General features: G+C 52.5%; 15 protein-coding genes and 1 pseudogene. 6 read left to right on the top strand and 10 right to left on the bottom strand.

What is annotated here, in order from left to right; genetic code table 11:
- Window positions 1-298 precede the first annotated feature (298 nt).
- Window positions 299-586 (top strand): hypothetical protein, encoded by a 288-nt coding sequence (locus ACM1PF_RS13990; protein WP_416675525.1) that lies wholly within the window; start codon window positions 299-301, stop codon window positions 584-586.
- 48 nt (window positions 587-634) lie between these two features.
- Here the strand turns inward: ACM1PF_RS13990 and ACM1PF_RS13985 are convergent, their stop codons facing one another.
- The 5 genes from ACM1PF_RS13985 to ACM1PF_RS13965 all read right to left on the bottom strand — a co-directional run bounded on the left by ACM1PF_RS13985 (window position 635) and on the right by ACM1PF_RS13965 (window position 4465).
- Window positions 635-820 (bottom strand): hypothetical protein, encoded by a 186-nt coding sequence (locus tag ACM1PF_RS13985; RefSeq protein ID WP_416675523.1) that lies wholly within the window; start codon window positions 818-820, stop codon window positions 635-637.
- Window positions 817-1359: a glutamine amidotransferase-related protein gene (locus ACM1PF_RS13980; RefSeq protein ID WP_416675520.1), complete on the bottom strand. Its 543-nt coding sequence runs from the start codon at window positions 1357-1359 to the stop codon at window positions 817-819. Before ACM1PF_RS13980 ends, ACM1PF_RS13985 begins: the two co-directional genes overlap by 4 nt.
- Before the next feature lie 112 nt (window positions 1360-1471).
- A complete protein-coding gene (locus ACM1PF_RS13975) occupies window positions 1472-1954 on the bottom strand; it encodes a 4a-hydroxytetrahydrobiopterin dehydratase (protein WP_416675517.1) in 483 nt (160 codons plus the stop codon).
- A 247-nt stretch (window positions 1955-2201) separates the two neighbouring features.
- A complete protein-coding gene (gene hflX / locus ACM1PF_RS13970; protein WP_416675514.1) occupies window positions 2202-3914 on the bottom strand; it encodes a GTPase HflX in 1713 nt (570 codons plus the stop codon).
- 80 nt (window positions 3915-3994) lie between these two features.
- Window positions 3995-4465, bottom strand: a complete 471-nt coding sequence (locus tag ACM1PF_RS13965) for a tetratricopeptide repeat protein (RefSeq protein ID WP_416675511.1) — start codon at window positions 4463-4465, stop codon at window positions 3995-3997.
- Window positions 4466-5344: 879 nt separating this feature from the next.
- Between ACM1PF_RS13965 and ACM1PF_RS13960 the strand changes: the two genes are divergently transcribed.
- On the top strand, window positions 5345-10582 hold the full coding sequence (locus tag ACM1PF_RS13960) for an nSTAND1 domain-containing NTPase (RefSeq protein WP_416675509.1): 5238 nt from the start codon (window positions 5345-5347) through the stop codon (window positions 10580-10582).
- Here the strand turns inward: ACM1PF_RS13960 and ACM1PF_RS13955 are convergent.
- Window positions 10525-11175 (bottom strand): 5-formyltetrahydrofolate cyclo-ligase, encoded by a 651-nt coding sequence (locus tag ACM1PF_RS13955; RefSeq protein ID WP_416675507.1) that lies wholly within the window; start codon window positions 11173-11175, stop codon window positions 10525-10527. The genes ACM1PF_RS13960 and ACM1PF_RS13955 overlap by 58 nt on opposite strands.
- A gap of 134 nt (window positions 11176-11309) precedes the next feature.
- On the opposite strand from ACM1PF_RS13955, the gene bcp reads away from it, so the two are divergent.
- Together bcp and ACM1PF_RS13945 are read left to right on the top strand one after the other, a co-directional pair.
- Window positions 11310-11795, top strand: a complete 486-nt coding sequence (gene bcp, locus ACM1PF_RS13950) for a thioredoxin-dependent thiol peroxidase (protein ID WP_416675505.1) — start codon at window positions 11310-11312, stop codon at window positions 11793-11795.
- 7 nt (window positions 11796-11802) lie between these two features.
- Window positions 11803-12258, top strand: coding sequence for an NUDIX hydrolase (locus ACM1PF_RS13945; RefSeq protein WP_416675502.1), 456 nt, complete (start codon window positions 11803-11805; stop codon window positions 12256-12258).
- Between the two features lie 125 nt (window positions 12259-12383).
- On the opposite strand, the gene ACM1PF_RS13940 is transcribed toward ACM1PF_RS13945, so the two are convergent.
- Together ACM1PF_RS13940 and ACM1PF_RS13935 are read right to left on the bottom strand one after the other, a co-directional pair.
- Window positions 12384-12704, bottom strand: coding sequence for a hypothetical protein (locus ACM1PF_RS13940; RefSeq protein ID WP_416675499.1), 321 nt, complete (start codon window positions 12702-12704; stop codon window positions 12384-12386).
- A 365-nt stretch (window positions 12705-13069) separates the two neighbouring features.
- Complete coding sequence (locus tag ACM1PF_RS13935) at window positions 13070-13963, bottom strand: pantothenate kinase (protein ID WP_416675496.1); 894 nt, start codon at window positions 13961-13963, stop codon at window positions 13070-13072.
- A gap of 133 nt (window positions 13964-14096) precedes the next feature.
- Between ACM1PF_RS13935 and ACM1PF_RS13930 the strand changes: the two are divergent.
- Both ACM1PF_RS13930 and ACM1PF_RS13925 read left to right on the top strand, forming a co-directional pair.
- A pseudogene (locus ACM1PF_RS13930) lies at window positions 14097-16135 on the top strand (amylo-alpha-1,6-glucosidase).
- Between the two features lie 175 nt (window positions 16136-16310).
- Window positions 16311-17057 (top strand): 2-phosphosulfolactate phosphatase family protein, encoded by a 747-nt coding sequence (locus tag ACM1PF_RS13925; RefSeq protein WP_416675493.1) that lies wholly within the window; start codon window positions 16311-16313, stop codon window positions 17055-17057.
- Between the two features lie 99 nt (window positions 17058-17156).
- Here ACM1PF_RS13925 and ACM1PF_RS13920 read toward each other — a convergent pair whose 3' ends face one another.
- A complete protein-coding gene (locus tag ACM1PF_RS13920) occupies window positions 17157-18074 on the bottom strand; it encodes a pentapeptide repeat-containing protein (protein WP_416675490.1) in 918 nt (305 codons plus the stop codon).
- A 471-nt stretch (window positions 18075-18545) separates the two neighbouring features.
- The gene (gene dapB, locus ACM1PF_RS13915; protein ID WP_416675488.1) at window positions 18546-19370 is read right to left on the bottom strand and encodes a 4-hydroxy-tetrahydrodipicolinate reductase; all 825 of its coding nucleotides are present in this window, start codon (window positions 19368-19370) and stop codon (window positions 18546-18548) included.
- Window positions 19371-19484 lie beyond the last annotated feature (114 nt).

Here is a 19484-nt window from a genome sequence, read left to right as displayed (position 1 = left end):
GGAAGTTAGCTTCAAACCCTCTGGTGCTTGGGGATTCCAGGTGTCGAGCCACTCCGCATTGCCTCATTTTATGATGTCTGCTTGAGATTGGCTGATTAAAACTGCCTGGTTCAGCCTCAGTCCGTCAGGTTGCACTACTGCTTCTTTACAAGTTCAGTTCTGTACGCAAGTCCAGAAGATTGAGTTTCGCAACAACCTCAATGCTTCTAAACGATCGCTGGTTTCCCTACGCCAGGCGATAGAGGCTCCATGCTTTTCCACAATCTTCTGTGACCCTGGTACCCCTACGGAGGTCATCATGCACCACGATCATGCGCTGCAATATAGTTTCTACGAATATTCCAAGCAAGGTCATCCAATCCAACTTCACCAATTTGGAGCCAACCGGGTAGCCGCCTTCAGTGCTCATCGCCATTTAGAGCAAGAAGGCAGAAAGGTCGGAGCGATGATCAATACGAGAATGCGACACCGTCCTAATTTGCGCGCACTTGCAACTCATCTATTCTCCCACGCTAGTACGAGAGCAAGACTTTCCCACGCTGGCATGAGTTCTGAACCCACTAAACCGCTCACCCCCGCAACCTGATGTCAGGCTCGATCCGCAGGGATTGAAAGATTCTTTAATTCACAATCCCTAGGCAGACAACCGCCCATCCTGCACTCGCGGCTGCCCTGAGTTTAGCCAATGGGGAAGAAACTCATCCAGCCACCGTTTCACCGTATCCGCATGGCGATCGTGGGCGGCAGTTTGTTCAGCGTGCGTTTGCGCTCCGGGTAAGGTGATCTGATCTCCAGCCCGATCGATCCAAACATCAATCATGTCTCTGGTAATCTCAGGATGAAACTGTACCCCGTAGGCAGATTTACCATAGCGGAATGCTTGATTGGGAAATACGGCCCCGTCGCCAACCGGACGGCATCTGAGGGAATGCTGAACCCTTCGCTGTGCCAGTGGTAAACGTGGGACAAACTCGCCAGGGGATTGTCGGACTGGAGGGTCGGTTGGATCGGCACATAGCCAATTTCCCGAATTTCTTTTGGATGGGGAGCCACTTCCCCGCCCAATACCCGCGCCAATAACTGCGCCCCCAGACAAATCCCCAGGTAAGGCTTCCCCGATTCCAGTGCGATCGGAATCCAATCCAATTCTGTCCGAATAAAGGGCATTGTCTGATCATCATTGGCACTCATGGGGCCACCAAACACGATCGCCCCCGCATACCCCTCCATCGTCGTGGGCAGAGCATGACCGATCGCCGGACACCGCAAATCCAGCGTATAACCCTGCTCCCGCAGCATCCATCCGACAAGTCCCGGATCAGAGGTTTCCTGATGGACAATTACAAGAATTCTTTTCACAGCGCCTGCAACAGTTCTTCGCATTTGACCTATGCAGAAGTCTAGCTTTTTCTCTAGAAGAACTGTAGGGAGGGTTGAGGACTGAGGACTGAGGGCTGAGGACTGAGTTCTCTCATTGCGCTAACTCATTCATCCGCCGTGCCAAATCAACATCCTTGCGGGTGATACCGCCTGCATCATGAGTCGTGAGGTCTACTGTGACTCGGTTGTAGACATTAAACCATTCAGGATGATGCCCCATTGATTCAGCAACGAGAGCAACACTGCTCATGAAGCCAAATGCTTCTACAAAGGAGTTGAACTGAAACTGACGATGTAACTTATCGTTTTGCAGACTCCAACCACCGAGTTCGCTGAGGGCTGCATCCAGTTCGTTGGCAGAGAGTTGGGTGGGGGCAGACATAGCAGGAACCTGGGTAACAACAATCGGTTGATGGGAACTGGGTTGATGGGAATTGAGCAGATGGGATGGCGTTGCCTGGCCCAACTGGGGTTGACTGATCCCTAAAAGTCCAACCATCAACAGTCCCAATACTACACCAGCACGCAGCACCCTCGGCAGGGCAGAACGATGCAAGAAACCTTTAAACACCATAGAGATAACCTTTGCTGCGGTCAGTGCAGCGATCGAGTTTCTTTGATCCTGATCCCTTCTAGGTGATCCTGATGACTCAAGAATGACAATTCAGTGTGCAACTCTTGGGGGTAGGCAGCGTTTCGACTGAGCTCAAGCCGAAGTCTTGCCTGCCCAGTCAACGAATTAGAACACCTGTATAGATTGCCCCATCCAACTCTCTAACCGACAATTCCAGGCTGCATACCTCTCCAGTCTTACCCTCTATCTAGTTGGAATCGGGAAAGAATCCAGAAGCGGCGGAATACTGTACCAGTTGGGCTAATCGCTGCCGTAAGGTTTCTAAACCAATGCGATCGCTGGCTGAGATGAAAACTGCCTGGGGATGTTCTTCCTGAGCAAAGGCCAGGGTTTCACTGTCTACCTGATCAACTTTATTAAAAGCCAGCAGGACTGGCCCCGGAGTAATAGGCATTTCCGATAGAATCGTCATCACCGATCGAATTTGACTTTGCCAGGCTGGATGGGATAAATCCACAACATGCAGCAGCGCATCCGCTTCAGTGACTTCCTCTAGAGTGGCCCGGAAAGCGTCTACCAGGGAGGGGGGCAGGTCATGGATGAAGCCTACGGTATCGGTTAAAACGATCGCCTGGGTTTCCAGCGTGATGGGATCAGTCAAAATCAGTCGCCGGGTGGTGGGGTCAAGGGTGGCAAAGAGCTGATCGGCGGTGTAGACTTCTGCATTGGTCAGGGTATTGAGCAGGGTCGATTTACCGGCATTGGTGTAGCCCACAATGGCGATCGAGGGGACATCCTGATGCTGCCGCTGTTGTCGTAAGCGCGATCGATGGGCTTGCAGTTGGTTAACTTCCTGTTGCAGGCGTGAGATCCGCCGTTGGATGGCTCGCCGTTCCGTTTCCAGCTTGGTTTCCCCTGGCCCTCTTGTTCCGATTCCGCCTCCCAACCGAGACATGGTGCGTCCCCGTCCTGCCAATCGCGGCATCATATATTCCAGTTGCGCCAATTCCACCTGCAACTTTCCGGCTCTGGACTGGGCCCGCTGGGCAAAAATATCCAGAATCACCTCCGTTCGATCGACCACCCGCACCCCAATCCGCAGTTCCAGGTTCCGCACCTGGGCCGGGGACAGATCTCGATCGAATACGATCAGGTTGGCTCCCACCGTTTGGGCCGTCAGAGCAATTTCTTGAACCTTACCCGCACCGACCACCGTTTGGGGATGAGGACTCGATCGCTTCTGGTGTAAAACTTGTAAAACTTCACCACCTGCGGTTTCAATTAACCGACCAACTTCCGCCAGACCATCCTGGAAGCGGCGAGGGGTGAGATCATTTGTCATTAGCCCCACGACTACGACGCGATCGTGGTCTGGGCTGACCTGCTGGGCAACATACTCACGGCGGAATTCTTCCTCCAGTCCTTCCACCAGATCCAGAAAGTCTTGCTGGCTAACCAGATCCAAGCTGAGGGGAGGGGACACCGTCCAGTTGGCTTCCGGGTGGGGAACCAGATGGGCCAGATAGGTTTCCTTAATATATCCCGTGGCACCACCGCCTCTGCGTTCAAACCCGCTGCCGGTTAAACTCAACAGAAGCAAAGCATCTAACCGTTGTAGAGCCATTGCCGTCAGGGTGGCATCACTGGGGACATCCGACTTCATCTGAGTGGCAATACAGCGGATCCCACTCAACCGCTCCGCACCATAGCGAGGCAGTTCCATGGGCGGAATTTGAGTCTGGCTGACCGTTCCAACACCGACTCGAATCACCTGCCCCCGTCGATTGACATAGGTACAGAGGGGCTGATTAATTTCGGTGCTGATGGCCGCAAGTCGTTGAGCAAACTCTGGCGTAGTCAGGCGATCGCCCGGCAAACGCTGGTGATAGAGTCGCTGCAATTGCTTGAGCTGATTGGGTTTCAGTCCTTGGAGATGACCGTAGATGGTTTCGACAGGCACACTTAACCAGTGATCTGGTACACGATAATTTGATTAAATCCTATTCTACCAAGCTGCCACCCAACCCGAGTCATCCAGACTTAAAGCAAATCTGACCAGGCGCGCTTGACCCAACTCCAGAATTCATCCACCACTGGAGCAGTGCGATCCCCCAGGGCTTGCTCATAGCTGGCATAGGCTGTGCGGTAATTACCGAGTTGGTGCAGGGCAGCACCCCGAAAAATCCAGGCTTCTGAGTTGGTAGGGCAGATTTCAGTGGCCCGATCGCAACTTTCCAGAGCTTCTTGATAGCGTTCCAGGTGGATTAAGATCACCCCCCGAAACACCCAGGCTTCATGGTAATCAGGCTGAAGCTCGATCGCGCGATCGAAACAAGCGAGTGCTTCCTCATAACGATTTTCCCGCGCCAAGCTATCGCCTTGGCTGTACCAGAACGCACTATCTTTGGGGTGGTCGGAGTTCTCCAGATGTGTCTCTCCCACGGTATCAGGCTGCCTTGTATCAGATTGGACTGCGATGTCAAAATCAGGCTGGCTCGAAAACTTACTCATAGGTAATTAGTCTAAGTCTAAGGTGGTCTAGAGCAACCTTGCATCCCTCTAGGAAATGAAAACTTGAAACAGTGTCTAACAGGGTCTAAAGGAATCTAAAGATTAGTAATCAACTTTTCTGCACGCTACGATCCTGCACGCTGTGATTTTTCAAGCTGTGACTTTGCAACTACGATCCTGCACGCTTATGACCTTGCGACACTACGACCTTGCACACCACGACCTTTACGACGACCTTACGCACTACGACTTTGCCCATTTAGCTAAATTTCTCTAGCCAAGCCGCATCATCGAAGCTGAGTAGAGCGAACCCTGGTTTAATCTCTAGCCAAAAAAAAGAAATCCTTTGATTCAGCATACAACTATCTCTAAGAAAAGTTCAAACATGGAGAGGCTGAATCCAGTAAATTCACTGAAATTATAACCATACTACTAAAACTAATCCCCAGCTTCACAGACCAAACCTGACGATCCTAAGCAAGATCTGCATTGAAATTGCTGTCCTGACCATTCAAGGCAGTAGTTTAACGGGATTTTCATCACGCTTTTATGATATTAAACATAATGATTACGTACCTGCTTTTAAGAGCCAGATTTATTGGCTGGTGAGGGCTATAACCCCCTTTTACAGAGCAGTAATTATTCGTTATCGTCGTTTTTAGATACTAGAAATTCGTCTGGAAAGCAGTTGGTTTTTCTAGATGTGGTTCCCTTATTTCTCGGCGTTTCAGGCTCTAACAAGAGATTTAATGGCAATTTAATTTAGAGTATTACTCTTATTTTTATTTTTTTAATCGAAAGAGCTTTCCGAGGCTCCGCTTCAATAAATGGTGTTCACAAAAGTTTAGTGGTTGGATGGATCAACGGGGTGGATGAATTGTGCGTGACGCATTAGCAGTAGGAATTAATACATATCAGTCATTGCCAAATTTGAAAGCACCCGCTAGAGATGCCGAGGCGATCGCACAGCACCTACAGACCTATGGTGAATTTCGTGTGCATCGGCTGCCAGAGGTAATTCAGGTGGGAAAGCCAACGGTGGGGCAAAAGACCCAGGTGACGCTGCGCGAATTAGAAACTGCTCTGATCCGTCTATTCAAACCTAAAGGTAATAGTGTTCCCCAAACTGCTCTATTTTACTTCTCAGGACACGGAATTCAGCGAGATGCTGGGATTGAGGAGGGGTATCTGGCGTTAAGCGATTCTCAGCCAGAAAAGGGGTTCTATGGTTTATCACTGTTTTGGTTGCGCCGACTGCTTCAGGAAAGCCCGGTGCGTCAGCGGATTGTGATTCTGGACTGTTGCCATAGTGGTGAATTGCTCAACTTTTTGGAAGCTGATCCAGGGGCGCGTCCTGGAACCGATCGTCTGTTTATGGCAGCCTCTAGAGAATATGAAACGGCCTTTGAATCCCTGGATAGCCCCTACAGCGTTTTTACTCAGGCAATTCTGACGGGGCTTGATCCAATCCGTACAGAAACTGGAATTGTCACGAACCATTCCCTGACCGATCATGTCAACCATGCTTTGAAGGGTGAAATTCAGCAGCCCTTGTTTGAAAGCTCTGGCAGTGAGATTGTCTTGACCCGTCGCAGCGGGCTTCAGTCCAGCTTATCGCCTGTACCTCCGACGAGCGATCGCTGTCCCTATCCCGGACTCAGCTTTTTTGACGAATCCCAGTCTGAATATTTTTTCGGACGAGAAGACCTGACCAGTAAACTGATTTATCACCTCAAAACCGATCGGTTTGTGGCAGTGGTTGGCGCGTCAGGAATCGGTAAATCATCTCTAGTGCGGGCAGGGATGATCGCCCAACTCCGCGAGGAAAAAACGGCATTGGGTGACGATCGCTGGCGGATCAAGCTGATTACCCCAACGGCCCATCCCCTCAAAGGGTTAGCCTCTGCCTTTATTGACCCTAACGGCACAGCACTGGAACGGGCTGAACAACTCCGACGAGTCAAAACATTTCTAGAAGAAGGCGGCTCAGGGTTTGCCCAACTGATCCAGGCTTGCTTGCCCCTGGAAACGGAGCGATCGAATCTGGTGGGCAAGGAACGCCCCCGGCTGCTGCTGGTGATTGATCAGTTTGAAGAGGTATTTACCCTGGCGCGAGGTGTGCAGGCAGAAGCAGAACGGCAGCAATTCTTTCAGTGTCTTGTAGAAGCAATGACGGTTGCCTCAGACAGTCTTAGTGTCGTGATTGTGCTGCGGTCTGACTTTTTGTCCAGGTGTTCGCTGCATGAAGGACTCTGTCAAAAAATAGCGGCGCATCAATTGCCTGTCACTCCGCTCAAGTACGACCAGATCAAGGCAACGATCTTGCGCCCAGCTCAGAAGATGGGGCTAATCTGCGAACCGAATTTGGTGTATACCATGCTGCTGGACGTTTCTGGGGCTCCGGGTGAACTACCCCTGCTGCAATACACATTGATGGAACTTTGGCAGCGTCGTCAGATCAGCAAAGAGGGGAGCGCGGCCCGACTGACTCTGCAAGCCTACCAGGAATTGGGTGGGATTCGCGGAACGCTACAAACTCGGGCAACTGAGGTTTTTCATCAGTTAACGCTGCGAGAACAGGCCGTCGCTAAACGGATTTTTCTCTCCCTGACGCAACTGGGAGAGGGGACAGAAGATACCCGGCGGCGGGTGCAGAAATCTGAACTGGTGAGTCCAGCCTATCCTGAGGATCTGGTCGATCGCGTCCTGGAGAAGCTGGTGGCTGCGAAGCTGATCGTGACTCACCAGGATGTGGATGTGATCCATGAGGCATTGATTCGGAACTGGTCGTTGCTGCGGGAATGGTTGAATGAGAGTCGGGAAACACTACATCGGTTGCGCCGGGTTGAACAGGCGGCTCAGGAATGGGATGCGGCTGGACAATCCTCCAAGGCAGATTATTTGCTGTATGGTCTTCGCCTGCGGGAAGCAGAGGATGTGCTCAAGAGCCATGCCCAGGAACTCTCAGCTCTGGCACAGCAGTTGATTGCAGCCAGCCAGTCCGAAACCCGGCGTACCAGACGGGAATCTCGCCAGCTACAAATTGCGATTCCTTCTGTGCTGTTGGCCACCTTAACCGTTGTCTTCAGTCTCTATCACAATGCCGTTCGATCGCAGGCGGAGAAGGCCGAGCAACTGCAACAAGCCACCTCACGGGAGCGGGCCGCGATCGCTCAATCCATTTTGCAAGATGTCGATAATGATCCGATGACGGCACTATTGATTAGTCGCCTGGCCGCTGAGGAAGGAGGGGCAAGCCTGGAGGCTCAGACCAGTTTGCGATCGGCCCTGCAAAATCTGCGCTTACAGCTAGAGTTACCTGGACACACCGATGCCGTTCATCAGGTTGTCTTTAGTCCCGATCGTCGCTACTTGGCTACGGCTGGAGCGGATGGCACCATTCGCCTGTGGTTGCTGAATCCGCAAACGGTTTACAATGCTCGTCCTGAGTTAGCCAGAGTTCTGCGGTGGTCTACCCCCAGCTCGACCCCTTCTGCCCAACCCAACCCCGCGAATATTATTGAGATGTCCTTCAGCCCAGATGGTCGCTATCTGGCGGCCGTTAGCCAGGATACACCCATGGTTCAGCTCTGGTCTGTGGAGTCTGGGGAACGGGTACGGCAAATTCCGACCTCAGCACCTGTGACCCAACTCGCCTTCAGTCCTAATGGGGTTTGGCTGGCAACCCTGCAATCCGATCGCTCCATCACCCTCTGGCAAACGGATACAGGACTGCGTTCAGCACACTTATCCCAATCCGCCTCCATTAACACGATCGAGTTCAGTCCCAACGGTCAGTTTTTGCTCACCGCTTCAGACGATCGAACGGCGCAACTCTGGCAACTGAATTTTGATCAAGCGCGATCGCTGGAGTTAGAAAAGATCCAGACCTTGACGCATTCTCAACCCGTGCATCAGGCGACATTTAATGCCAGTGGACAGCGCATTGCGACGAGCAGTACCGATGGAATTGCGCGATTGTGGGATGCCACCACAGGGCAACTGCTGCAAAGTTTTGCCCCCAGCAAGCAAGCGATCGTGCAAGCCAGTTCAACAGAGGGGACGGACGAGGTTCCAACCCACTTCCCTTCAGAGGTGGATTTAATGGCATCTCAGACGACATCCCAGACGGCATCCCAGACTGAAGCCGCCTCACCCCAGCGACTCCAGGTTCAGTTCAGTCCCGACCAGCAGCATCTCGCGGTTGCCGATCCTCAACATCACATTTGGCTATGGGATTTTGAGTCAGGTCAAATTCGCAAGAGCGTCAGCACTGTCGATCCCCTGGATTCAGCCCTCCCTGATGCAGATTTCCAGTTGGATCCCCTGCTGTGGAGCTTTAACCCAACGGGGCATTTGCTTGTGACAACTAGTTCCCAGGAGGTGCGATCGGACGGTTTGTACAATGTCAATTTGTGGAATGTGCAAACGGGAGAGCGGGTTGGGGTTTTGCCTGGACATACGGCAATGGTGGAGACGATTCAATTCAGCCCAGATGGAACCTATGTGGCAACTGCCAGTGCCGATGGTCGGGTGCAGCTCTGGTCGGCGGAACCGGGCGGAGAATTGCCGACTCTTACCTTGCCTCGTTCTCAGATTGAATGGGCCATGTTTATTCAAAGCGATATGCCTCAAAGTCAGACGGCTGAAACGCTGGTGCCGCATCCGTTTGGCTCCCATAGTCCAGAGGAAATTGCCTGGCAACCCGGTTCTTCTTCCCAGCAACAAACGGTTTTGTCCCATCCGACCCAACTTCTGTCATTTCCGTTTGCGGCTGATTTTTCCCAGAGGGATCATTTGCAGTCGGAATCTTTGAGGACAACCCCGGCAAGCCGCTCTAGCCTGGTAACGGTTTCCCCCGATGGTAACTTGCAGCACTGGCAAATTTTAACGGGGGGCGGTGCAGAATCGACTCTTCCCCCATCTCCCCAGTCCAACCATTCGGGCGATCGCTCTTTCAACCCCAGTTTTTGGCAGCAACTCGCAGAACTCAATCCTTTTCAGGAGTTCGTTCCGATTTCGATTGAAACACCGTTGCCCGCCCAGTCTCCCGGTATTCGTTCAACGCAATTACCCTTACAACTATCCGTTGCGACAGCAGGTGAAAATTTAGCAGATGGAGCCAGTCTGCTATCGGATTCTGCATCGGTTCAGTCATCCTTGAGCAGTGTCGCGCTCAGCCCCAATGGCCAACTGATGGCGATCGCCACCCCACAGGGATTAATAGAAATCCGGCGAACTCAATCGGATCAGTCCAGTGCGGTGATTTATCGAATTCAAAACTGGCGATCGAGCCTGACCCAGGACAGTCGGACGTTAAGTGAAAGGCTACCTCCAGCAGTCGATACTCAGGCTGATGCTCCAACGGGAGGAGAGCCAGTCCCCATCCGTCAGTTGGTCTTCAGTCCCAACGGTCGGCAGTTGATGATGGTGGCCAACGACTTCACCGTGCGATTGTGGGATGTTCAGTCGGGGGAACTGCTCCATGCCTTGCGAGGCCATGAAGCGACGGTACAGCAGGCCCGATTTAGCCCCGATGGACAGTGGGTGATCAGTGCCAGTTGGGATCGATCGGTACGGATCTGGAATGTAGAAACGGGTGAATTACTGAGAGCTATTGTGCATCCGGATGTGGTGAATAGCGCAAGTTTTAGCCCCGATCATCAGCAAGTGGTCACCGCTGGCGGAGATGGTCTTGCCAGGGTGTTCAACGTCAGCACGGGTGAACAAAAGCTACTGTTAGCCCGCCACCAAAAGGCCATATTGGATGCAGAGTTTAGCCCCAATGGCCAACAGATTGTCACGGCTGGGGCGGATGGCGTTGCCTATCTCTGGGCCATCCAAACTGGAACGGCTGAAGCAGAACTCCGCCTACCGCGATCGATGCCTCAAACCGAATCCATGCCTATCCTCCAGGCTTCCTTCAGTCCAGATGGTCAGTATGTAGCTACCCTCACCAAAGATGGACGAGTTCACCTGTGGGCAGCAACCTGGGAAATGCTGTTGAAGTTATCCCGCGATCGCAGCCTCCGCCAACTGACTCCAGAGGAATGTAACCGCTACTTAAAATTGGCTCCCAATGACTGTCCCATGCTGTCTTTAGGGCAAGGTAGATAAAATCCGCCGTCAGTACAGATTCCCTGGAGTGGCCGATCCCACGGATCCGTAGGGAGTTGCGGCAAAAAGGCCCAGTCAAACACAATGCCGATCGTCGGTTTATTGGCCCATTCGGGTGAACTGAGTAGCCGATCATAAAATCCGCCGCCGTATCCCAGACGATATCCCTGGCGATCGCAGGCCACTGCGGGAACCAGAATTAAATCAACCTCATCTGCATGCAGTTGAGGTGCATCAGGAGGCGGTTCAGGAATCTGGTAACGATTGATTTCCAGAACCATTGATCCCTGAGGCGACCAACAGTGCCAGGATAAGGTTTCATCCATGCAGCGAGGAAACCCCCAGCGGTGGGGTAGGGCAAACAGCGGGCTGAGGTCTGGTTCCTGCCGGATGCTGAAGTAAGCCAGAATGGTTCGAGCCTGGGTGACTAGAGGATGGGTTTGCAGGTGGGAACAAAGCCGATCGCTAGTTTGTCGCCACCCTTCAGGCGGAAGGGCCTGGCGTTGGGCCAGCAGCGATCGACGAAGCTGCCCCTTGGTCAGTTTGGATTTTGGATTTTGGATTTTGGATGGGTTGGCGTTGGTTTCTGGCACAGCAAACTCACAGCAAGTTCACGACATTTTTGCAGAAAGATTGCGTAAGTTTACGATTCTCCTGCTGGGGGATATAAAGTTGTCGCCCTACAATCGGAATGGTAACAATTGACAAATTGCTTGATTCACATCCCATGACTTTAAAACCTGGTGATCCTGCCCCCCACTTTAGCTTGCCGGACATGGAAGGTACCGTGGTTAACCTCGCCGACTTTCGCGGTCAATGGGTGGTGCTGTACTTCTATCCGCGTGATAACACGCCCGGCTGCACCAAGGAAGCCTGTGGCTTTCGAGATGCTTACGCCGACTATCGATCTCAGGGAGTGGTTGTGCTGGGAGTCAGTACAGACGATGCCAAATCGCACACCAAATTTGCCAATAAGTTTAACTTGCCATTTCCGTTGCTTTCGGATGCCGAGGGGCAGGTTGCAGCGAGCTATGGCAGCTATGGTTTAAAGAAATTTATGGGTAAGGAATATATGGGAATTACCCGCAATACCTTTGTGATTGATCCAGACGGTAAAATTGCCAAAATCTATCTAAAAGTCAAGCCAGAACCCCATGCAGCCGAGCTTTTGGCTGATTTAGCCAGTCTAACCGCATCAATCCAGGAGCCGTAGGATAAACATGAATCAGCTTTGGCGATATGTGCAAGCAGCGATCGGGGTGATTGTGCGTCACCCGATCACCGGAACCAGTATTATTCCCGTGTTGTCTGATGGTCGTATTGTTTTGGTGCAGCGACGAGACAATGGCAAATGGAGCCTTCCAGGGGGAATGGTGGACTGGGGGGAAGATATTCCAACCACGGTGCGGCGGGAACTAGCGGAAGAGACGGGTTTAGAACTCGTGAAGATTAACCGTTTAGTCGGGGTTTATTCGGATCCCGGCCGCGATCCCAGGTTTCATTCTATCTGTGTCTTGGTGGAAGCTGTTGTGAATGGCACCATTCAAGTCCGCGATACGTTGGAAGTCTCCGAAGCGCGGGCCTTCTCTCCGGGAGAAATTCCCCTGGGTGAACTCTCCCATGATCATGATCAGCAGATGCGGGATTATCTGAACGGAATTACGATTGTTGCCTGATACCAATTCGTAGTGCGGGCAGCGTTTCGACTGAGCGCTCAAGCGTTCGACCGAGCTCACGCCGAGGTCTGAAGTCTTGCCTGCCAACGCATCAGAGCCTTTTGCCTTTCTTATACCCCGTTGCCCTACACCCCATACCGATCGCGTTCCAGGTCAAAAATCACCTTTTCCCAGTACCAGGTTTCAGATTTACCAGGATATTTCAAGCGCACCTGAGTCAGCAGCCGTTCCGCAGCCCGGCGATCGTCGTGCAACAGCAGCATCAACCGTCGTTGAGTTGAACCCCGAACATTGCCCGTTGGCCGCACGGGCTCTTGAAAGGGGCGAGAGGATTTCCGTCTGCGTCGTCTGCGAGCCGCCGGTTTACCCGCCGAAAAGAACAGCCAGAGCAGCACACTGAGTATGACTAGCACGATCAGTAGGGAGGCAATTTCGCTGGGTGACATGCGCTATTCCATCAAATTTCAATCAAGTTCACGGCCACAGGATTCACAACCGATGCCGATCTGACCTGAGCCATGGGATTTGTCGGTGCAAACCCCCTCAGAATGGCGAATCAGGGAATCCTGGTGCTTTGAGATATGAGTGCCTATCCGAAAACTCACTAGAGCTTTGGGAATCCAAAACCCCTGACGGAGTTTTTGGCCAGGATCTTCATGCTTTAGAAATACCTACAGTCAGCATTCCGATTAATCCAGAGTAGGAGCACCCTACAAATACAGCCTGAATTGTCTTAGCGCAGGTGAATGCTGTTGGGGGAGTGGCTTTCGATGGTTCACGGCTGAAGCCTTCAACCAGAAACTCCTGGTAATTAAGCTTTTACCTCAGCAGAACTGGAGTTGGCTTGCTGAACGATCGCCCTCATTCCCCAGAATACTAAATTTTCATCTGCATGAACCTGGGACAACAGTTCGGGAAACCGATGCTGCCAATGATGTTGCAAATACTGGAACAGTAAAGTGGCATCTCCTCCTGTCAGCACCACAGTACTATTGGGATAGGTTTGTAGCCAGTCAGTGATAAAAGTTTGCAGGCCGGCAATCAGGGTATGCAGAATGCCGCTGGTGATGGAGTCTGGGGTGGTGCGGCCCCAGTACGGTAAATCGGGGATGAATTGAGGCTGGATCGCGGGCAGCGCGGCGGTGTGATGCGCGAGTGAGCGAATTTGCAGTCCTAAACCTGGCAAAATTGCGCCGCCAACCAGATTTCCCAACGGATCAACTCCGGTAAGCGTCAAAGCGGTTCCAGCATCAATGGCCAGGGCAGGTAGCCCAAACCGATCGGCAATACCCCATACGGCCAGGGCGCGATCGATTCCCAGGGTGGGATACATCTCCCGCAGGGGAATATCCCTGAGCGTCAGCAGTCGAGTTTGAGGATAAGCTTGCCAGAAAGCCGTTTGAGACGGTACAACAGAGGCAATCCACAGGGGAAGCTGCGATCGGAGGGCGGACGGCAAATCAGGGTGAGGGAAAGGGCCCGCATCAGATTGTCTCTCAATGGGCAGTTCCTCAATCCGGTTCAGCAAGTCATTCAACGTCAGGTGGATCTGGAGGGGATCCAGCGAAACCGGATCAGACGGCAGGTGCGGTGTATTCCAGGTGTGCAGGCGATCGGCTTCAACCAGGGCCCAATGCAGGCGAGAATTGCCAATCACCAGGGCTAGCCAGGAATGCGGCGGCCCAATCTTTACTCGTTCAGTCAACTCTTAAGCTTCCTCTCAGTTTTTTAACCAGGTTTGCACTCCATACTCATTGAAGGATGCGCTGTAACAAATGCGCTTTCAGACTGCCCGTACTCATCTTTGCTGTTTCACCCCCTAGTTCTGCCCCGACATCATGAGCATTGGATTTGGACGAGAAAGCTGTGGCAACCTCAGTATCGCGGCTTCACGAGAATGGTTGGTTACAAACGGCATTGGTGGTTATGCCTGTGGTACGGTTTCTGGGGAACTCACCCGCCATTATCACGGGTTGCTGATCGGGCCCTGAATCCTCCCCTGGGTCGAACATTAATGCTGACCAAACTAGAGGAAGTGATTCACTACCATCAGCAGGTTTATGCCCTCAGCACCGATCGCTGGCTTGATGATAGCATTGACCCCCAGGGCTATCGGTACATTGAGCGGTTTACGCTGAATGGAACCATTCCAACCTGGCGATATGCCTGTGGGGATGCGCTGCTGGAGAAGCAGGTCTGGATGCAGCAGGGAGAGAATACGACGTATGTTCGGTACACCTTGTTGCGATCGTCCCAATCCCTGGCGTTGATGCTGAAAGCCCTGGTGAACTACCGGGATCATCACGGGGGCAGGCGAAACTGGGCCCGGCGCATGGAGGTGGAACGAGTAGAGGCAGGGGTTTGTGTGCAAGCCTATCCCAAGGCTGTACCCCTGTATTTGTTGAGCGATCGGGCGGATGTGCTGCTGGTGGATGATTGGTACTACGGATTTAAGCTGTCCGCAGAACACTATCGAGGCTTGAGCGATCGAGATGATCATTTCCATGCCGCGACTCTGCATCTGACGCTGGAACCTGGATCGTCCGTTACGATCGTTGCCAGCACTGACCCTAACCCTTTGCTGAACGGAGCCAACGCCCTCAAACAGCAGCAAGCCTACGAACAAAAGCTGCTCAACCTCTGGAGAAGCGATCGCCCCGATGAGCGACGAGAATCTTCCTCCTGGATTGCTCAACTCGTCCTGGCTGCCGATCAGTTCATTGTGAATCGATCGGTGAGTCCTTCCCCTGCCGATGCTCAGATTCCAGATGAGTCCTCCCTTTCCCCACCTGCCTCCTCCCTCAACGGCAAAACCATCCTCGCTGGCTATCCCTGGTTCAGCGATTGGGGACGAGATACGATGATTAGCCTCCCTGGATTAACTTTGGCAACGGGGCGATCGGAAATTGCCCGGCTGATTTTGCGTACCTTTTCCCACTACGTTGATCAGGGGATGCTGCCCAATCGCTTTCCTGATGCGGGGGAAGTGCCTGAATACAACACGGTAGACGCAACCCTCTGGTACTTTGAGGCCATCCACCAGTACTACAAGTCCACCCAGGATGATGATTTACTGATGGAGCTTTTCCCGGTGCTGACCGACATTATTCACTGGCACTGTCGGGGGACTCGGTTCAATATTCATCTGGATCCGATCGATGGTTTACTCTATGCCGGAGAGCCGGGTGTTCAACTGACCTGGATGGATGCCAAGGTCGGAGATTGGGTGGTGACTCCGCGCACCGGAAAACCGATTGAGGTGAACGCCCTCTGGTATAACGCGCTGCGGGCAATGGCCAAGTTCGCCAGACGACTGGGAAAACCCCATCAGGAATATGAAGCCCTGGCCGATCGAACCCTGGCCCGGTTTCCCCGCTTTTGGAATAGTGATTTGGGCTATTGTTACGATGTGTTGGATACGCCAGAGGGGGATGATGCCTCCCTGCGACCGAACCAGATTTTTGCGGTTTCCCTGCCGGAAAGCCCCCTGACTCCGACCCAGCAGAAAGCCGTGGTGGATGTCTGCGGTCGATCGCTCCTGACTTCCTTCGGCCTGCGATCGCTCTCTCCCGATCATCCCGACTACCAGGGGCACTATGGCGGTACACCGCTGCAAAGGGATGGAGCCTACCATCAGGGAACCGTCTGGGGTTGGCTGATCGGAGCCTATGTGCTGGCGCATCTGCGGGTGTATGGCGATCCAGCCCAGTCCCGGCAATTTCTCGATCCGATGCAGGATCACCTGAGCGAACATGGATTGGGCAGCCTCAGTGAAATTTTTGACGGAGATGCCCCCATGACTCCCAGGGGGTGTTTTGCCCAGGCCTGGACGGTTGCGGAGGTGTTGCGCGCCTGGATGGCAACTGAACATCGGTGATTCAGCCAGTCGAACACCAGGTAAGTTTTGGACAATCTGTGATCCTGCCGTGATCCTGCATTCAATCAGACTCCGAATCAGGACAAGACCTGGTTCGATCGCAGCAAAGGAGATTTTAACGGTATACCGAAACCCTGTAAGATGCTAGATTAGCTTGCGTTTATGGGGCTAGCCTGTGAAAGTATCTGTTTTTCATACTCCCGAACTGGTTCCGACCGGTCAGATTCCCGATTGCGCGATCGTCATTGATGTGCTTCGAGCAACTACCACGATAGCAACGGCCCTTGCTGCTGGGGCTGAGGCCGTACAAGCGTTTAGCAGCATGGATGAGTTAATGCAGGTCAGTGAGCAATGGCTTCCTGACAAACGACTACGCGCGGGTGAGCGGGGTGGCTCTAAGGTGGATGGGTGCGATTTGGGTAATTCTCCGCTGGACTGTACTCCGGAAGTCGTGCAGGGGCGAAGGTTATTTATCAGCACCACGAATGGAACCCGGTGTTTAGAACGAGTTCAGGATGCACCTGTCGTTTTGACCGCTGCCCTGGTGAATCGATCGACCATTGTTCAGTACTTACAAACCCACCAACCGGAAACCGTATGGGTGGTTGGCTCTGGCTGGGAGGGCAGCTTTTCTCTGGAGGATACGGTCTGTGCCGGGGCAATTCTCCATAGTTTGGTGCGCCAACATTCTGACCCAGCGAATGCCCTGGATGATCTGGTTGCCAACGATGAAGGAATCGCTGCACTCAGTCTTTACAGCCAGTGGCAAGACAACCTACTGGACTTATTGCACCGCGCCAGTCATGGTAAACGCTTACTGAAGTTGTCCTGCCATGCCGACCTGGAATACTGTGCTCAAACGGATGTACTGGAGGTGCTTCCGTTCCAGAAGGAACCGGGTGTGCTGATCAAACATGGATAGAGGCTAATCAAACACATATGGAAAATGTTCAACCCCGAATAAAAGCTGAGAACAGTAGAAGGCACCGTAAAAATCACTGTAGTTGACAGTTGCAATCACCTACTGCTTCAGCAAAATGGCGGATGGAGCTGAGGAAGGGGACAAGGGGTCATTCCAGCGGACATGGGTCAGAATGGCATCGTCAAAGTTGACGTTTCTCAGCTCTGTGTGGGTAAAGTCCACATTAGTCAGATTTGCACCTTGAAAGCAGGTAGCCCAACGGGAAGCCAGAAAACTTGCAAGCATCATGATCTGCGCCTGTCTCCGATCGCCCCGGAGAGTACGCCAGGCAATGCTGATACTCAATAGCACAACGAGCGCAGCCAGACCAATGGCAGACTCACCGGCACTGGGAAAGGCCAACCCGATGAAGGGTATGCAGAATGAAACACCAACGGCGATCGCAGCCAGTGGACGGATGGCCAAAATCGCAATCATCATGAGCGTCACCAGGATAATGGTTGCAACCGCCACAAAGGAGGCCAGCGTAATGGCAATCATGATTGCTCCCGCCGCCATCACTGCCGCCGAACTCACTAGGGCCAGTACCCCCGAAACGATGAAAGCCAGGATGAAAACGGTAAAACTGGCGGCAATGCCATTCTGAAGCCAGACAAAAGCAAAGCTAGCCAAAACGGCCAGGGTCAGCCATTTGGGAATTAGATCAACAAATTGACTGGAGTGAAATTCTAATTCAGCAAATCGATCGACAAAACCAGAAACGCTACCCAAAATTGCGGCAAGCAAAATTAGCGCAATCCCCAGAACCAGCACATGGATAGGCTGCAACCCTGCGGTGGCTCGGGCAAAATTTGCATCTTGAAGATTGGCATTTGTGAAGTCAGTCCCGCGAATATCCGATCGAGTGAAATCTGCTCCAGAGAGATTCTTACCTTGAAGGGATAGCCCTCGGAGGTTGGCTCCCCGAAAGTTTCTTTCTCCCTGGGCATACTGTCGTAATAACTCTTTCGCCTTCATACCTGTCTATTACCTACCTGACTAGAGCCATAAAGTAGTCGAAACTTTCCCTACAGCCCAGAGTTCCTGAAACCGACTTAAAACACTCAGTCAGCCATTGGATCAACATTTCCACCAGAGAGAAACCAGTCTGAGGGGGAACACTGAGACGTAACGGAGCGGAAGTCATATCCATGAATAGATGGATCCTGGTAGATGGATCTAGCGAGTAAACAGATTTAAGCAGATAAACCTAAATAGATCTACCGATCTTCACCCTACATATTCTTAGCAAATCATCCTTCCATTGTAAGGAAATCGTCAAGACTAACGTAAAATTACTGCAATTTGAAACATTAAGTAGTGTACACGACAAACTATGTTTCCTTCTTGCGCTGGAAATGGTGCCATTCCTTGACGATCGTGAAAAAAATTAACCGTGAAAAAAATTAACAAAACCTGAACCGCCCGGATGCTCAATCCTGGCAACGACTAAAGCAGCTTTTCCAGCCCATACACCAGCGACTTGAGCGGAAGCACCTTACGGATGGATAACAGCACACCTGGCATGAAGCAAGCGCGATCGCTGGTATCGTGGCGCAGGGTATAGATTTGCCCTGCCGCACCAAAGATCACCTCCTGGTGGGCAATCAGACCGGGGAGTCGAATGCTGTGGATCTGAATTCCTTCCCCAGTGCGGGTGCCCCTGGCTCCAGCCAGCTTTTCAGTTTCTTCAACCATCGGTGGATTAAAGGATTTACCCAGTTCTGCGAGAAGTTGGGCGGTTTGAATTGCGGTGCCGCTGGGCGCGTCGGCCTTCTGATTGTGGTGCAGTTCAATAATTTCGACATGATCAAAGTATTGGGAAGCCCGAACGGCCGCCTGCTGCAACAGCACCACACCGATCGCAAAATTAGGAACGATTGCCCCTCCCATACTGGCCTTGTCGGCAAACTCGGCCAGATCATCAATCTGCTCTTTGGTGAGTCCCGTCGTTCCCACCACCGGACGAACTCCATAGGCGATCGCTGTCCGCACGTTCTCATAAACAGAATCAGGGTGAGTGAAGTCCACCATGACCGGCAGCCCCCGCTCCTGGGTTGCCAGTACCAGCGTTGCCTGTAAGTCATTCACCACAGGCACTTCCAGGGGGCCACACCCCGCAATTTCGCCAATATCCTGCCCCTGGATTTCCGGACTGCGATCGACGGCTCCCACCAGAATCATATCCTCTGCCGAAGCGACTGCCTTCACCACCTCCCGACCCATTTTGCCGGCTGCACCATTGACTACAACTGGGATTGGAGCCTGAACCATAATTCCTCTGCTGCTGATTTCACAAGGGCTTCACACAGGCAATTGTAATACGGTGGGGGAATCAATCTGGAAGGAGCGTCTGGCAAGGCAGTTCAGGCAAGCGATCCAGCAACC

The sequence above is a fragment of the Egbenema bharatensis FJBBOT/2019 genome, from assembly GCF_048077055.1.
Classification (GTDB): domain Bacteria; phylum Cyanobacteriota; class Cyanobacteriia; order Elainellales; family Elainellaceae; genus Egbenema; species Egbenema bharatensis.
This window is presented reverse-complemented; position numbering and strand designations above follow the sequence as displayed.

Coding starts and splice junctions, on each gene's coding strand:
- ACM1PF_RS13985 (WP_416675523.1), bottom strand. CDS start 820: ATGATTGATGTTTGGATCGATCGGGCTGGAGATCAGATCACCTTACCC.
- ACM1PF_RS13945 (WP_416675502.1), top strand. CDS start 11,803: ATGAATCAGCTTTGGCGATATGTGCAAGCAGCGATCGGGGTGATTGTG.
- ACM1PF_RS13975 (WP_416675517.1), bottom strand. CDS start 1,954: ATGGTGTTTAAAGGTTTCTTGCATCGTTCTGCCCTGCCGAGGGTGCTG.
- bcp (WP_416675505.1), top strand. CDS start 11,310: ATGACTTTAAAACCTGGTGATCCTGCCCCCCACTTTAGCTTGCCGGAC.
- ACM1PF_RS13920 (WP_416675490.1), bottom strand. CDS start 18,074: ATGAAGGCGAAAGAGTTATTACGACAGTATGCCCAGGGAGAAAGAAAC.
- ACM1PF_RS13990 (WP_416675525.1), top strand. CDS start 299: ATGCACCACGATCATGCGCTGCAATATAGTTTCTACGAATATTCCAAG.
- ACM1PF_RS13940 (WP_416675499.1), bottom strand. CDS start 12,704: ATGTCACCCAGCGAAATTGCCTCCCTACTGATCGTGCTAGTCATACTC.
- dapB (WP_416675488.1), bottom strand. CDS start 19,370: ATGGTTCAGGCTCCAATCCCAGTTGTAGTCAATGGTGCAGCCGGCAAA.
- ACM1PF_RS13965 (WP_416675511.1), bottom strand. CDS start 4,465: ATGAGTAAGTTTTCGAGCCAGCCTGATTTTGACATCGCAGTCCAATCT.